Genomic DNA, 16094 nt, shown 5'->3' with positions numbered 1-16094 from the left:
GGTGTTCCCCAGCCGTGTTCGCTGTGAGCGATCACCCGGCCACCCGCGTCCGATGCGTACGGACTGTGCCGACAGGCCCTAGCCGCGCCGGGCGGGCGAGCGGCGGATCAGCGGGCGGCTCAGGGTGCCCAGGAGAAGGGAGATCGTGTGGCCCCAGCCGCTGGTCTCCTGCGGGGCCACGAGGATGCCGGAGACGGCCACGGTGAAGGCGAGGGCCAGTACGGCGCGGCGGATCCAGGGCGGGAGCAGGCCCGTGAGGGCGCCGGTGCAGGCCATCACGCCGAAGCTGATGCCGTAGTCCGGCTGCCGCAGGGCGGACTCGGGCAGCTCGCCGAGGGCGACGGCGAGGCCGACCGGGATCTCGGTGGCGAGGGTGGCCAGCACGTGGACGCCGAAGAAGACCGCGGCGGTGCGCAGGGCTCCCAGGTGCCGCTCCAGAGCCCCCAGCACGAAGGGGAAGACCAGCGCGTACCCCGAGAACAGACCGCCGGCGATCCACAGGGCGCTGGCGAAGAGCACCAGCAGCGGCGTGCTGGTGAGGTGCTCGACGTCGGTGCTGGAGCCCCGCTGCAGCGCCTCGACCAGGGCCGCATCGCCGTACTGGGCGAACAGCGAGGTGGCGAGGAGGACGAGGGCGTAGACGAAGGTGAAGGGCGTGCCGGTGGGGGTGGGCAGCAGCCGCCAGGGGCGCAGCCGGGCGGGCGCGGGCGAGGCCGCGGGCGGGTCCGCCGCCGCGGGCACGGCGTTCGCCGCCACCGGCCCGCCGGTGGCGCGCTGGGCGGGAATCCCGGCGGTGGAGGGCAACCGCGGCGCTTCGGCCGGACCGCCCTCGGCCGCAGGAGCACCCTGTGTCACTGTCGCAACGCCCTCTCTGCCGGTTGTGCCGTTCGTGCCGTCAAGGCTGCACGACGCACCAATGAACCAGCTGTGCCCGTGACCCGTGTCACCGGGGTGGCCACGGCGCCGCGCGGCGGCAAACCGCTGGACCCGGCACGGGCCGTTGGCCAGGATGGCGCGCATGTCCACCGCAGCCGCATCCCCGAACTCCGCGCCCCACGCCCCGCGCTCGGCCGGCCCGGCCCACGACACCTCATCTCCCCGCACCCTCGACCGCCGCGAGGGCCCGTACGGCGAAGTGGTCCTGCGCCGGCGCGGCGGGGCCGACGGGATCTACGAGATCATCGCCAACGGCTGTTTCCTGATGGACACTTCGGACGGCACCTCCGAGCGCGTGCTGATCGACGCCGCGCTCGCCGCGCTGCCCTCCTACCGGGCGCGGCCCTCCGTACTGATCGGCGGGCTGGGCGTCGGCTTCTCCCTGGCCCGCGCCGCCGCCGAGCCGCGCTGGGGCCGCATCGCGGTCGTCGAGCGCGAGGAGGCGGTCATCGACTGGCACCGCCGCGGCCCGCTGGCGGCGATCTCCCAGGAGGCGCTCGCCGATCCGCGGACCGAGATCCTGCACACCGACCTGGTCGAGTACGTCCGCTGCGGCGCCGGCCCCGGCACCTTCGACGCCCTGTGCCTGGACATCGACAACGGGCCGGACTGGACCGTCACCGAGGGCAACGACAGCCTCTATTCCCCCGCGGGCCTGGCCGCCTGCCGGGAGCGGCTGACCACCGGCGGCGTGCTGGCCGTCTGGTCGGCCCGGCCGTCGTCCGCATTCGAACTCGCCCTCCAAAATGCCGGGTTCTGCGAGGTACGCACCGAAGAGATCCCCGTTGTCCGAGGCGTCCCCGACGTGGTGCACCTCGCGCGCAAGGGCGCGTAGCCGCCGGTCACATCGTGCCCTTACGCTGCTGCCAGCAAGACGCGACCAGGCACTACGCGACGCAGTGCGCGACCAGGCACACGGGGACATGCAGGGGCGGGCGATGGACCAGACTCAGACCACCCAGGGCGGCGCCGCCGCGGCCACGCCCGGCGCCCAGCGCCGGGTCCTCGTCGTCGAGGACGACCCGACGATCGTGGACGCCATCGCGGCCAGGCTCCGCGCCGAGGGCTTCCAGGTGCAGACGGCGGGCGACGGCCCCGCGGCGGTGGACACCGCCGAGGCCTGGCAGCCCGACCTGCTGGTGCTGGATGTGATGCTGCCGGGCTTCGACGGCCTGGAGGTGTGCCGCAGGGTGCAGGCCCAGCGCCCGGTGCCGGTGATGATGCTGACCGCGCGGGACGACGAGACCGACATGCTGGTCGGCCTCGGCGTCGGCGCCGACGACTACATGACCAAGCCGTTCTCCATGCGGGAGCTGGCCGCCCGGGTGCATGTGCTGCTGCGCCGCGTGGAGCGCGCCACCCAGGCCGCGCACACCCCGCGCAGCGGCATCCTGCGCCTGGGCGAGCTGGAGATCGACCACGCCCAGCGCCGGGTGCGGGTGCGCGGCGAGGACGTCCATCTGACGCCCACCGAGTTCGACCTGCTGGTGTGTCTGGCCAACACCCCGCGCGCGGTGCTCTCCCGCGAGCAGCTGCTGGCGGAGGTGTGGGACTGGGCGGACGCCTCCGGTACGCGCACGGTCGACAGCCACATCAAGGCCCTGCGCCGCAAGATCGGCGCCGAGCGCATCCGTACGGTCCACGGTGTCGGATACGCCCTGGAGAGCCCGACCGCATGACCCGGTTCAGGGCGCCGGCGCGCGGGGTGTGGGAGCGGTTCTGGGAGCGGACCTGGGAAGGCCTGCGCCCGCTGGACCCCTACCGCTCCGTGAAGGCGGCCCTGGGCGCCCTGGTCGTCGTCTCGGTGATCATCACGACGCTGCTGGTCTTCGTCGCGATCCACTCCGCGACCGAGCTGCGCGTCATCACGGTCTTCTCGATCATCGCCTCGCTGCTGGTCACCCAGTTCGTCGCGAACAGCCTGACCGCGCCGCTGGGCGAGATGACGGATGTGACGCGGGCGATGGCCGACGGCGACTACACCCGGCGGGTGCGCTCGGGGCGGCGCGACGAGTTCGGCGACCTGGCCGAGGCCTTCAACCGCATGGCCGCCGACCTGGAGGCGGTGGACACCCACCGCAAGGAGCTGGTCGCCAATGTCTCCCACGAGCTGCGCACCCCGATCGCGGCGCTGCGGGCCGTGCTGGAGAACGTCGTCGACGGCGTCTCCGACCCCGACCCGGAGACGATGCGCACGGCGCTGAAGCAGACCGAGCGCCTGGGCCGCCTGGTGGAGCACCTCCTGGACCTGTCCCGCCTGGACAACGGCGTGGTACCGCTGCACGCCCGGCGCTTCGAGGTCTGGCCGTATCTGTCGGGGGTGCTCAAGGAGGCCAACATGAGCCGCGGCGCCGCCACCCTGGCGGGATCGGGCACCCACACCCGTACGGACGTCCACCTCCACCTGGACGTCTCCCCGCCGGAGCTGACCGCGCACGCGGACGCCGAGCGCCTGCACCAGGTCGTGGCCAACCTGATCGACAACGCCATCAAGCACTCCCCGAGGCACGGCCGGGTCACCGTCCGCGCGCGCCGCGGCGAGGCGCCCGAGAGCCTGGAGCTGGAGGTGCAGGACGAGGGCCCCGGCATCCCCGCCTCCGAGCGCTACCGGGTCTTCGAGCGCTTCAACCGCGGCGGCCCGGCCCCCTCGGGCCCGGGTTCGGACGGCGGTACGGGCCTGGGTCTGGCGATCGCCCGCTGGGCGGTGGATCTGCACGGCGGGCGGATAGGCGTGGCCGAATCCCCCCGCGGCTGCCGCATCCGCGTCACCCTCCCGGGGGTCGAGCCGGCGCGCGGCTGACCTGACACGTTGACCCGGCTTCACCGGCACGTCCCCCGTTCGTTGACGTAGGGTCGGTGGCGGGAACACTCATCGGGGTGCGCCGCGGCGCTGAGCCCTACCCGTACGCAGGCAAACTCCGTGTGTTTCCCGCCAAGTCATGCCCTGAAACCCTCCGGGGAATGTGACGTGCGCGACGAAGGCCCTCCCGGACTGCACCAAAGGTCCCAAGAGGCGTAGCCTTTATTCCCGCTGTCCACCACCTTAGGAAGCGGAAGAGGGCGGTTGCCGCCGTGTCGCCACAGTCCCCCAATTCGAGCATCTCGACCGACCAAGACGGGCAGGGGAAGAAGAACCCCGCCGCAGCCTTCGGTCCCAATGAGTGGCTCGTCGACGAGATCTACCAGCAGTACCTCCAGGACCCGAACTCGGTAGACCGAGCCTGGTGGGACTTCTTCGCCGACTACAAGCCAGGAGCCGCGGGATCCGCGGGCGCCCCTGCGGACGGGGAGACCCCCGCCGCCCCGGCACCCCAGACCGCCCCGGCCGCCCCCGCTGCCGCGAGCGCTCCCGCAGGCTCCTCGACGCAGCAGGCGGCCCCGGCCAAGCCCGCGGCGTCGCAGCCCGCAGCCCCGGCCAAGCCGGCCGCGAGCGCTCCGGCGCCCGCCAAGGCCGCGCCGGCCAAGCCCGCCGCCAAGGCCGCCGATGCCACGGCTCCGGCCGGGCCGGAGCTGGTGACCCTGCGCGGCCCCTCGGCCGCCGTTGCCAAGAACATGAACGCCTCGCTGGAGCTGCCCACGGCCACGTCCGTGCGCGCGGTGCCGGTGAAGCTGCTGTTCGACAACCGCATCGTCATCAACAACCACCTCAAGCGCGCCCGGGGCGGGAAGGTCTCCTTCACCCACCTCATCGGCTACGCGATGGTGCAGGCCCTGAAGGCCATGCCGTCGATGAACCACTCCTTCACGGAGAAGGACGGCAAGCCCACCCTGGTCAAGCCCGAGCACATCAACCTCGGGCTCGCCATCGACCTGGTCAAGCCCAACGGCGACCGCCAGCTCGTGGTCGCGGCCATCAAGAAGGCCGAGACGCTCAGCTTCTTCGAGTTCTGGCAGGCGTACGAGGACATCGTCCGCCGCGCCCGCAACAACAAGCTGACGATGGAGGACTTCACCGGCGTCACCGCGTCGCTGACCAACCCCGGCGGCATCGGCACCGTCCACTCCGTGCCGCGTCTGATGCCCGGTCAGGGTCTGATCATCGGCGTCGGCGCGATGGACTACCCCGCGGAGTTCCAGGGCACCTCGCAGGACACCCTGAACAAGCTGGGCATCGCCAAGGTCATGACGCTGACCAGCACGTACGACCACCGTGTGATCCAGGGCGCCGCCTCCGGCGAGTTCCTGCGCATCATGCACCAGCTGCTGCTGGGCGAGAACGAGTTCTTCGACGACATCTTCAAGTCGCTGAGGATTCCCTACGAGCCCGTCCGCTGGCTGCGGGACATCGACGCCTCGCACGACGACGACGTCACCAAGGCCGCCCGGGTCTTCGACCTGATCCACTCCTACCGGGTGCGCGGCCACGTCATGGCCGACACCGACCCGCTGGAGTACAAGCAGCGCAAGCACCCCGACCTGGACATCACCGAGCACGGCCTCACCCTGTGGGACCTGGAGCGGGAGTTCGCGGTCGGCGGCTTCTCCGGCAAGTCCATGATGAAGCTGCGCGACATCCTGGGCGTGCTGCGCGACTCGTACTGCCGCACCACCGGCATCGAGTTCATGCACATCCAGGACCCCAAGCAGCGCAAGTGGATCCAGGACCGCGTGGAGCGCCCGCACTCGGCGCCCGAGCGCGAGGAGCAGCTGCGCATCCTGCGCCGGCTGAACTCCGCCGAGGCCTTCGAGACGTTCCTGCAGACCAAGTACGTCGGCCAGAAGCGCTTCTCGCTGGAGGGCGGCGAGTCCGTCATCCCGCTGCTGGACGCGGTCATCGACGCCGCTGCCGAGGCCCGCCTGGACGAGGCCGTCATCGGCATGGCCCACCGCGGCCGCCTCAACGTCCTCGCCAACATCGTCGGCAAGTCCTACGCGCAGATCTTCCGGGAGTTCGAGGGCAACCTCGACCCGAAGTCGATGCACGGCTCCGGCGACGTGAAGTACCACCTGGGCGCCGAGGGCACCTTCACCGGTCTGGACGGCGAGCAGATCAAGGTCTCGCTGGCCGCCAACCCCTCCCACCTGGAGGCGGTCGACCCGGTCCTGGAGGGCATCGCCCGCGCCAAGCAGGACATCATCAACAAGGGCGGTACGGACTTCACGGTCCTGCCCATCGCCCTGCACGGTGACGCGGCCTTCGCCGGCCAGGGCGTCGTGGCCGAGACGCTGAACATGTCGCAGCTGCGCGGCTACCGCACCGGCGGCACGGTCCACATCGTCATCAACAACCAGGTCGGCTTCACCGCCGCGCCGGAGGCCTCGCGCTCCTCCATGTACGCCACCGACGTGGCGCGCATGATCGAGGCGCCGATCTTCCACGTCAACGGTGACGACCCGGAGGCCGTGGTGCGCGTCGCGCGCCTGGCCTTCGAGTTCCGCCAGGCGTTCAACAAGGACGTCGTCATCGACCTGATCTGCTACCGCCGCCGCGGTCACAACGAGTCGGACAACCCGGCCTTCACCCAGCCGCTGATGTACGACCTGATCGACAAGAAGCGCTCGGTGCGCAAGCTCTACACCGAGTCCCTCATCGGTCGCGGCGACATCACCCTGGAAGAGGCCGAGCAGGCGCTGCAGGACTTCCAGGGCCAGCTGGAGAAGGTCTTCACCGAGGTCCGCGAGGCCACCACGGCCCCCGCGGCGGCCGAAGTCCCGCAGCCGCAGGCAGAGTTCCCGGTGGCGCTGGAGACGGCGATCTCCCAGGAGGTCGTCAAGCGGATCGCCGAGTCCCAGGTCAACATCCCCGACCGGGTCACCGTCCACCCGCGTCTGCTGCCGCAGCTGCAGCGCCGCGCGGCGATGGTCGAGGACGACACGATCGACTGGGGCATGGGCGAGACCCTGGCCATCGGCTCGCTGCTGCTGGAGGGCACCCCGGTCCGTCTCTCGGGCCAGGACTCCCGCCGCGGCACCTTCGGCCAGCGCCACGCGGTGCTCATCGACCGGGAGACCGGCGAGGACTTCACCCCGCTGCTCTACCTCTCCGAGGACCAGGCCCGCTACAACGTCTACGACTCGCTGCTGAGCGAGTACGCGGCGATGGGCTTCGAGTACGGCTACTCGCTGGCCCGCCCGGAGTCGCTGGTCATGTGGGAGGCGCAGTTCGGCGACTTCGTCAACGGCGCGCAGACCATCGTGGACGAGTTCATCTCCTCCGCGGAGCAGAAGTGGGGCCAGACCTCCGGCGTCACCCTGCTGCTGCCGCACGGCTACGAGGGCCAGGGCCCGGACCACTCCTCGGCCCGTATCGAGCGCTTCCTGCAGCTGTGCGCGCAGAACAACATGACCGTCGCCATGCCGACGCTCCCCTCCAACTACTTCCACCTGCTGCGCTGGCAGGTGCACAACCCGCACCACAAGCCGCTGATCGTCTTCACCCCGAAGTCGATGCTGCGTCTGAAGGCCGCGGCCTCGAAGGTGGAGGAGTTCACCACGGGCGGCTTCCGTCCGGTCATCGGTGACGCGACGGTGGACGCGAGCGCGGTGCGCAAGGTCGTCTTCTGCTCCGGCAAGCTCTTCTACGACCTGGAGGCGGAGCGCGAGAAGCGCGGCGCCACCGACACGGCGATCGTCCGCATCGAGCGCCTGTACCCGCTGCCCGGCAAGGAGCTCCAGGCGGAGATCGCCAAGTTCCCGAACGCCGAGAAGTACCTGTGGGCCCAGGAGGAGCCGGCGAACCAGGGCCCCTGGCCCTTCCTCGGTCTCAACCTGATCGACCACCTGGACCTGGCGGTCGGCGCCGACGTCCCGCACGGTGAGCGCCTGCGCCGCATCTCGCGGCCGCACAGCTCCTCCCCGGCGGTCGGCTCGGCCAAGCGCCACCAGGCCGAGCAGGCCCAGCTGGTCGCCGAGGTCTTCGACGCGTGACCGGCGCCCGGTAGCCGACCGGCAGCACGCCGAAGGGCCCGTCCCCGCTTTCCGCGGGGGCGGGCCCTTTCGCGTGGGCCGGGCTCAGACCGGCTGGGGCTCGAAGTCCCAGTACGGGCGGTTGCGGCGGCGGGCGGAGAGGGTGTGCGGGTGCTGGGCGCCGAGGAGTTCGGTCAGGCGCTGGACGGCCTCCTGCTCCACCTTGGCGGCCTCCTGGCCGCGGCGCAGCGCCCGCAGGTCGTCCGCGAGGGCGCTCATGGCGGACAGGGTCAGCGGGTGGCTGTCGCCCAGGGCCCGCTTGGCGCGCTCCAGGGTGTCGCGGCTCAGGGCCGCGGCGCCCTCCTCGTCGTCCACGCGGTTGCGGGCGCCGGCGGCGTTCAGCGCGCAGCCCAGCGTCCAGGGGTGGTCGGCGCCCATGGCGCGGGACATGCCGTTGAAGGCCCGCTCGGCCAGCGCCAGCGCCTCGTCGCGCTCGCCGAACTCCCAGCGCACCAGGCCGGTGTTGCCGAGCGTGCCCAGGGCGTACGGGTGGGACTCGCCCACCAGGCCCCGGTAGCGCTCGGCGACCTCGTCGGCCAGGTCGCGGGCGTGGCCCAGGTCGCCGTGCTCGCGCAGGAAGGTGGCCTGGTCGGCCTGGACCATGAGGGTGTCCGGGTCGCGCGGCCCCAGGATCCGCCGGCAGCGCCCGACCACGTCGCGCATCAGCTCCTCGGCCCTGGCCAGCTCTCCGGAGCGGCGCAGGCACAGGGCGAGGTTGTGGTCGGCGCGCAGGGTCTGCGGGTTGTGCCGGCCCATCACCTGGTGGTGCAGCCGTACGTTCAGCTCCTGGCGGGAGGTGGCGTCGGTGTAGCGGCCCAGCAGCCGCAGCATGTGGGCGTAGGCCCGGCCGGAGCCCAGCGTGAGGCGGTGGCGGGCGCGCAGTTCGCGCTCCCGGATCTCCAGCACCTCGCGGTGGATCTCCAGCGACTCCTCGTAGCGGCCCAGGAGCCCCACCGCCAGGCCGAGGTTGTTGCGGGAGGACAGGGCGCGCGGGGACTCGGGACCCAGCAGTTCGCTGTAGCACCGCCACACGCGCTCGAACAGGTCGTGCGCCTGCTGGTAGGAGCCCAGCGCCATCAGCGTGCCGCCCAGGCCCGCCTGGGCCCGCAGCAGCTCGGCGTCGGAGGGGCCGCGCTCGGCGGCGAGCAGGTCCACGACCGCGCTGCCGACGGCCTCGGCCTCGCGGTAGCGGCCCAGGCTGCGCAGCATTCCGGCGTGCTGGTGGGTCACCGAGAGCACCGTGCGCGAGGTGGCGGGCAGCCTCGTACGCCAGCGGGAGATGAACTGCTCGCACAGCCGCAGGCCGGTGCGGTACTCGCCGCGCACCCTCAGGTACTCGTTGCAGTTGATCAGCAGGGAGTGCACGTCCGGGTCGGAGCTGTCCAGCACACCGGCCAGCTCCAGGTGCGGGATCATCTCGGCGTAGCGGTCCCAGTCGCGGGTGTCGAAGCGGTTCTTGGGGTCGGCGGAGACCAGCACCCGGCAGGCGGTGGCGGACATCGCCTCGCGCTCGTCCTCGGTCATGTCGCTGCGCAGGAAGCGGTGGTAGAGCCGGTGCATCTGGGCGGTCTCCACGGCCGGCTCCTGGGCCTGGGAGGTCTGGTACTCCAGGCGTACGGCGGTGGACTCGGTGAGCCGGCGCAGCGCGGTGTTCCAGCTGATGGGCTCGGCCGCGAGGTCGGCGAGGTGCTCGGGCAGGTCGCCGCGGCGGGCCTTGGCGAGCATGGGGACGGGGATGGCGTCGGGGGCGAAGCAGGCGAAGAGCTTGAGCAGTTCGACCGCCGCCGGGCTGCGCTCGCGCAGCGTGTTGAGCGTTATGGCCCAACTGGTCTGGAAGGCCATGGGGTAGTCGGAGGAGATCCGGATGCCGACCAGGCTGGGCTCGCCGCGGCGGATCAGGTCGATGTACTCCATGGGCGGCATGGGGTTGGCGTCCAGCCACGCGGCGGTCTGGGCCAGCAGCAGCGGGAGGTCCTGGACGGCGTCGGCCAGCAGGTCCGCTTCCTTGGGCGTGAGCCGGGCGGCCCGGCGCCGGGCGTAGGCCACGGACTCCACGCGGGTGAAGGGCAGCACCTCGATCTCCTGGGCGCTGCCGGAGCCTGACCAGTCGCGGGTCAGGGTGGTGATCAGGACGTGGCCGCGGCCGTCGGGGACCAGGTCCTCGATCTGCTCCATGTCGTCCGCGCTGTCGAAGATCAGCAGCCAGCGGCGGTAGGGGCGGCCGGTGCGCAGCGCCTCGTGGACGGCGCGGATGCGGTCGCCGATCTCCTGGCCGACGGGCAGGTTGAGCCGGGTGGCCAGCTCGGCGAGCTGCTCGCGGGCGGCGCCGCGGTTGGTGGCGCTGATCCACCACACCACGTCGTAGTCGTTGCCGAAGCGGTGGGCGTACTCGGCGGCGATCTGGCTCTTGCCGACGCCGGAGATGCCGTACAGGGCGATCCGGGTCTCGCGCGGCGGGCCGGAGGCGGAGGAGGCGTCGGCGAGCTTGCCGTGCAGGTCCTCCAGGACGTTGTCGCGCCCGGTGAAGCGGTTGTTGCGGCGTGGGATGTTCCACACCTCGGGCGGGTCGTTGGGAAAGCGCGGTGCGTTGAGGGCCGGATCGCGCACGGGGCGTCGGACGGGGTCCATGCCCAGGCGGCGCAGGACTCGGCGGCCCGCTTCGACGGCGTCCAGGTCCCGCAGGTCGGCGGGGCGCAGCACGGCGGCGGTGGTGGGCAGCTTCTGGGAGGCGACGCTGACGGCGGCGAACCGGTCGGCGTTGACGGCGACGACTTCCTGCAACGCGGCGGACCACTCCTCGGCCGTCTTGGGGCCCAGCCGGAAGTACCAGTCGTCCAGCACCATCAGCAGCCGCCCCTCGGCGGCCAGCAGGCCGGTGAGTTCCTCGGTGAGAGGGCTGGCGGCGGACGGGTCCCAGCGCAGCATCGTCGTGCCGTGGCCCAGCTGCTCCAGCTGGTGCGAGATCCAGGCGGCCCACGGCCGGTTGAATCCGGCGTAGCTGATGGTGATGTGCTCGTTGGAGCCGGTGGTACTGGACTGTTCGGCCATGCGACCGTCTCCCTGATAAGCGGTGGATCGAGCGTGCCGGGGGCGGCTGTTCGGCACGATAGCCCAAGTGTGCCCCCATCCGGCGACACTGCGTCAGGTCATGTTGGGGGCAGGCAAGTTGGCCTTGAGCGCTGTCTTGAGGCGGTCGGCGATGTGCCGGATCAGGCGCTCCAGATCGGCGCAGTACACGGACGGGTTACCGAATCCGCTTCCGCCGGCGCGGTAGCGATGCGCGTAGTTGCCGCCGCCGCAGACCTCCACCAGGGCGCAGGTACGGCACTGCGCGGCCAGCCCGTCCTTGCCCCGCTGGCGGGCGATGACGCCCGGGTGGGCCAGGGCCTGGTCGAAGGTGTGGGCGAAGACGTCCAGGCCGGTGGCGGCGGCGCCTTCGTAGGCGGACTTGAGGGAGTCGACCTGTTCGATGGCGCCGTCGGTGTCCACCACGAGGACGACCACCGGGGAGAGCCCCACGGCTTCGGTCGCGCCGGGGCGGCCCAGCAGCAGGCCGATGATCTCGGTGAAGAGCCGTACCGCGGGGGCCGGGCGGCTCTCCCACCACCACAGGTCGAAGACGGTGCACAGCCAGTCCCCGTACGGCGTGCGGCCTGCCGCGCCCCCGGGGAGCGGGGGCGGGCTGGACCAGTTGGCGTGCGGGAGGAGGAAGTCCAGCGTCGGGGGGCCCAGCGAGCGCAGGGAGCGGTAGACCAGGGCCGGGTCGGAGGTGATGTCGATGGTGCACAGGATGCCGGCGAAGACGTCGGGGCGGCGGGTCAGCAGCCGTGCGGCGCGGGAGACCGCGGGCCAGGAAGGGCGCCCCGCGTGGTCGATGCGGCGGCGGTTCAGGCCCGGGGTGCCGCCGTCCAGGCTCAGGCCCACCCAGAAGCCGGCGCCGGCCAGCTCGTCGAGGACCCGCTCGGTCAGCAGGGTGCCGTTGGTCTGTACGCCGAAGCTGACCGCGCAGTCGGCGGGCAGCGCGGCGCGCAGGGCGGCGGCCTGGTCCAGCAGCGGTCCCGGCCCCGCCAGCAGCGGTTCGCCGCCGTGCATGTTGACGCGGATCGCGCGCAGGCCGTGGGCGCGTACGTGCTCGGCGATGCGCAGCGCCGTCTGATGCGCGGTGCGCTGCGGTAAGCGCACCGGACGGTCGCGCCAACTACCGTCGGGGCTGGTGTAGATGTAGCAGTACGTGCAGGCGAGGTTGCAGCGGCTGTGCATCTTCAGGACGAACTGCCGGATGGGGAAGGCGGCTGCCCGACCAATCTCGTGTACCACGACAGCGCCCCCTGACTTCACCGGCGTCCGGGATGGTCAACTCCCGCTCATCTCGGGGCAGCTGGCCGCCCCACGCCCGCCCCGGACACGGGGGACGAGCAGACGCACCGCCATCTGATGCATGGCTCGAGCCCCGAACAGGGAACCGATTCACTGCACAACTGGCCGGATTGCGCGCCCGATTGGCCAAGAAGGGCCGATCGCGAACGGTCCGCGAACAGCGGCGGGCATCACTGGTCGGGCGGGTCGACCGCTTCGTCGTAACCGGCCACGGCTTCGTTCGCGAAGAAGGACTCGTCCTCGAAGTAGGCCACGGCCTCCTTCGTGCAGGGCCAGTTGCGCAGCAGCAGCGCGGCCACATCGCCCAGCACCGGGTGGGCCGTGCCCACCGCCACGGCGGCCACGTCGACACCGCGGAAGTCGGGCAGCGGCTCGGCCGACGGGCGGACCGGGTCGGCGGCCGGAGCCGGGGCGGTGCGGGGGGTAGTCGGCACGCTGCTCTCCTCTGGGCCGGATGGAGGGGCGTTTTCCCGAACTCCCGTCCACGGAAACACCTTTGACCGTCGGGCTCGGTCCGGCCGGCTCAGCCGCCCGCGTCCAGCGCCCGCATCCGCTCTCTGGTCCGCAGCGCCTCGGGCCCCTCCTGCTCGGCGGCGCGCTGCCACAGCTCCCAGCTCGCGCGGTAGGCCTGCAGCGCCGCCTGGCGGCCCGCGGTGACCTCCAGGACCTCGCCGCGGCGGTGCTGGGCGCGGGCGGCCAGCAGCAGGTCGCCCGCCGTCAGGGCCGCGGCGGCGGCGCGGCGGTAGGCGGAGGCGGCGCGGTCGTGGCGCTCGCGGGCGGCGAAGCGGCGGTCCAGCAGGATCTGTACGTCGCCGACCTCCAGCCAGGCCGCGGCGGCCACGGCCGTGTCCTCGGTGCCGCGCGCGGCCAGCTCCAGGACCCAGTCGGCCTCGTGGAGGTCGGCCAGCGAAGGCTGGCGTTCGTGGCGCAGCCGCAGCGCCCGGCCGAACAGCAGGCGGTGGCCGCCCAGCGCGGGGTCCTGCGGGGCGACCCGGGCCAGCGCCTCGCGCAGGACGTGCACCGCTTCGTTGGCGAGGCGTTTGCCCTGCTCCGCCGCGGGCTCCAGGCGGGCGCGGTCCAGCAGCGCCGCGCCCCGCTCGGCGAGCAGGGTGCTGTGCTCGGCGGAGTCCGGCGCGGTCAGCCTGAGGGCGGCGGCGAGCGCGTCGACGGCCCGGTCCAGGGCGGCCGCGTCGCCGGTGCGGGCGTGCGCCGCGCGGTGGGCGGCCGCCGTACGGGCCAGGCAGTCGGCCTCCAGGGCGGGTTCGGCCAGTGCGTGGGCGAGGGAGGTGGCCTGGGCGAGGGTGTCCAGGACGATGGGCAGCCCGGCTCCCTCGGCGCTCAGGCCGTGGGCCTCGGCGAGGTCCAGGAGGGTGTGGCACACCGCGCGGTCCGCCGCGCCGCCGCGGCGGCGCAGCAGCACGACGGCGGCGCCCAGGTCGGCGGCGGCCCGTACCGCCAGGGAGCCGCGCGCCCGGTGCGGTCCGGAATCCGGCGCGGCCCGGCGGGCCTGGTCCAGCAGGACGCCGCCGCGGGCGGCGTGGATCTCGCCGGGGACCTCCTCGCCCGAGGGCCAGTGCTCCAGCAGGGCGATCAGGGCGGACTCGGCCTCCTCCAGGGGATCCTGGGCGCGCGGGCGCCGCCCCGGGCCCGGCCCCTGGGGGGCGGCGGCGTCGAGGGCGGCGAGGCGGCGCAGCACCTCCGTACGCAGCACCACGCTCTCCACCAGGCGCGCGTCGGGCAGGTCCATCAGGCGGCAGGCGGCGTCCAGTTGGCGTACCGCGTCCTCCAGGGCGGCCTGCTCGCCCGGTGCGGACCCGGCGGCGCGGCGCTCCTGGGCGCGGGCGTGGCGGACCCGGGCGAGCACGATCAGGGACCTGGTGCGCTCCGCGTCGGCCTCGCCGGGGCCCGGCGGGTGCGTGGGGGCGTCCGCGGTGTCCGTGCCCGCGGCCGTGGCCGCCTGGACGGCCGCGCGCTCGGCCTCCACCAGCGCGTCGGGCTGACGCCACTGCGCCCAGGCGTGCAGCAGGGCCCTGGCCAGGTCGGCGCCGGCCAGCGGTTCGTGCTGCACCCCGGCGCGCAGCAGCCGCAGCGCCTCGACCAGGTCCCGTACGGCGCCTTCCTGTTCGTAGTGCCACAGCAGCTCTGCGCCGCCCGCCGCGGGCGAGGCCCCGGGCGGCAGGGAGCGCTTGCGCACCGGCTCGCGCAGGGCGGGCTCGAAGCGGCGCAGGACGCGCTCGGAGATGCGGGCGAAGGGCTCGGGCACGGCGCGCTGGCCGGTCTCCGGTTCGCGGCCGCTGCCGGAGAGCATCGCGACGGCCACCGCGGGGAAGTTGCGGGCGCTGCGGCCGAAGGTGCGCTCGATGTAGAGGGAGCAGTGCTTGAGCACCAGGGCCGCCTCGCCCGCGCTCAGCCGGCTCAGCAGCTCGTCGCGTACGCCGGGCAGGAAGCCGTACCAGGGCCCGGAGGCGTCGGCGTCGTGGCCCGACGGCAGCTCGGGCGCGGGCAGTTGCTCGACCAGGCCGCTGAGCAGCACCTCGGCCAGCTCGGCGGGGCCGGTCTGGGGCAGCATGGCGCGCTGTACGAGCTGGATGACCGGCAGGGCGAGCGGTACGGCCGAGAGGTGGACGGCCAGGTGGCGCGCGGCGGGTGAGGCGCTCTGCTCGAACTGGCGGACCATGCGGGCGGGTTCGAGGCGCTCGGGCTCCTCGGCGGGGCGGACCTCCAGGCCGTGGTCGCTGCGCAGGAAGGCGGCGGCGCCGCGCAGCGAGAGCCCGGAGTCGGCGGCGGCCAGCGCCGCCCAGGCGCCGAGGGCGGCGGGGGTGGCGGAGAGGACCGGCACCACCCGCTCCTTGGCCCCGCCGGACGTCGCGGCGGCGGCGCGCCGCGCCCCGCGCCGGCGGCGGGCGAGCTGGAAGTCCAGGGCGCGGTAGGGGCCTTGGTGGCGTACCAGGGTCCCGGCCAGGGCGGGCAGGAGGGTCCGGCCCCACATGCGCTGGGGCAGCGGCTGGACGACGGCGGCCGGGGCGTCGGCCACCCAGCGGTACAGCAGCCGCTGCATCCGGCCGTCGCGCCACAGCGGTCCCGCGCAGTCGCTGATGACGAGGGTGAGGTGGTGTCCTGTGGGGTCGTGGAGCTGGTCGGCGCGGCGCAGCGGGTCGTCGTGTCCCGGCCCGGCCGCGACGCCGACCTGGCTGCCGTAGGGGTGGAGGTAATGGACCGTCACATCACGGAAGGCGCCGAGGCGTTCGCAGACCTGGCGCAGGTTGTGCAGCATCTGCTCCCACACGGCCATCGAGGAGGAGCCGTCCATCAGCAGGCGCAGGCCCGTCTCACGGCGGTGCACCCCGCGCATCACCGGGATGATCATCTCGGCGTGGGCGGAGAGTTCGGCGGTGGCGGTCTCGTCCAGCTCCCTGCGTACGGGCGCGGACGGCGGGTGGTAGCGCCGCACGGGGCGCAGGGCGCGCTGCAGGGGGAGCAGGCCGGGGAAGGCGGAGGCGATGGGGACGCCGACCTCGCCCAGCCGGCGGCGGTCGGGGTCCAGGGCGCGGCCGTCCTGGGCGGGCAGCAGTTCCACGGCGGGGCGCCGGGGGGTGTCGCGCGCGGGGTCGCGGCTGGAGGGGGTGGACGGCGTGGCGTCAGCGGTGGCCGGGCCCTGCCCCTCCCCGACGGTGAATGTGGCCGGTTTTCGCCCCTGTGGGTGGGCCGGGTCCGCGGTGCCGGCGGGCGGTGGGGCGCCCTCGGGGCCACTCGGTGTGATCCATTGGGCCAGCCACAGGGTGTCGGCCAGCCCGCGGGCGTCGGCGGGCAGGCCCGCCGCGCGCAGCCGCTGGACGAGCTGGTCGAGAGGGGTGGCGCCGGGCCCGGTGGGCACC

At 73.3% G+C, this 16094-nt stretch carries 9 protein-coding genes; 4 read left to right on the top strand and 5 right to left on the bottom strand.

Annotation, left to right across the window (positions count from 1 at the left end):
- Window positions 1-78: 78 nt before the first annotated feature.
- Entirely contained in the window at window positions 79-855 is a 777-nt protein-coding gene (locus tag AC4IJH_RS08155) for a rhomboid-like protein (RefSeq protein WP_490850875.1), read from the bottom strand.
- A 163-nt stretch (window positions 856-1018) separates the two neighbouring features.
- Between AC4IJH_RS08155 and AC4IJH_RS08150 the strand changes: the two genes are divergently transcribed.
- The 4 genes from AC4IJH_RS08150 (at window position 1019) to AC4IJH_RS08135 (ending at window position 7803) form a co-directional block, all read left to right on the top strand.
- Complete coding sequence (locus AC4IJH_RS08150; protein WP_490850874.1) at window positions 1019-1771, top strand: spermidine synthase family protein; 753 nt, start codon at window positions 1019-1021, stop codon at window positions 1769-1771.
- A gap of 103 nt (window positions 1772-1874) precedes the next feature.
- Window positions 1875-2615: a response regulator transcription factor gene (locus AC4IJH_RS08145; protein ID WP_490850873.1), complete on the top strand. Its 741-nt coding sequence runs from the start codon at window positions 1875-1877 to the stop codon at window positions 2613-2615.
- Window positions 2612-3736 carry a sensor histidine kinase gene (locus tag AC4IJH_RS08140; RefSeq protein WP_490850872.1) on the top strand — a complete coding sequence of 375 codons (1125 nt, stop codon included), beginning with the start codon at window positions 2612-2614 and terminating at the stop codon, window positions 3734-3736. The genes AC4IJH_RS08145 and AC4IJH_RS08140 overlap by 4 nt, the downstream gene beginning before the upstream one ends.
- Before the next feature lie 272 nt (window positions 3737-4008).
- A complete protein-coding gene (locus AC4IJH_RS08135; protein ID WP_490850871.1) occupies window positions 4009-7803 on the top strand; it encodes a multifunctional oxoglutarate decarboxylase/oxoglutarate dehydrogenase thiamine pyrophosphate-binding subunit/dihydrolipoyllysine-residue succinyltransferase subunit in 3795 nt (1264 codons plus the stop codon).
- Window positions 7804-7887: 84 nt separating this feature from the next.
- Here the strand turns inward: AC4IJH_RS08135 and fxsT are convergent, their stop codons facing one another.
- From fxsT to AC4IJH_RS08115, 4 genes are all read right to left on the bottom strand, one after another.
- The gene (fxsT, locus tag AC4IJH_RS08130; protein ID WP_490850870.1) at window positions 7888-10890 is read right to left on the bottom strand and encodes an FxSxx-COOH system tetratricopeptide repeat protein; all 3003 of its coding nucleotides are present in this window, start codon (window positions 10888-10890) and stop codon (window positions 7888-7890) included.
- 93 nt (window positions 10891-10983) lie between these two features.
- On the bottom strand, window positions 10984-12159 hold the full coding sequence (locus AC4IJH_RS08125; protein ID WP_490850869.1) for an FxsB family cyclophane-forming radical SAM/SPASM peptide maturase: 1176 nt from the start codon (window positions 12157-12159) through the stop codon (window positions 10984-10986).
- Between the two features lie 230 nt (window positions 12160-12389).
- Window positions 12390-12653, bottom strand: a complete 264-nt coding sequence (locus AC4IJH_RS08120) for a YxD-tail cyclophane-containing RiPP peptide (protein ID WP_490850868.1) — start codon at window positions 12651-12653, stop codon at window positions 12390-12392.
- Between the two features lie 89 nt (window positions 12654-12742).
- Entirely contained in the window at window positions 12743-16093 is a 3351-nt protein-coding gene (locus AC4IJH_RS08115) for an SAV_2336 N-terminal domain-related protein (protein ID WP_490850867.1), read from the bottom strand.
- Between the last annotated feature and the right edge of the window lies 1 nt (window position 16094).

Source organism: Streptomyces sp. UF-297 (genome assembly GCF_058245575.1).
This window is presented reverse-complemented; position numbering and strand designations above follow the sequence as displayed.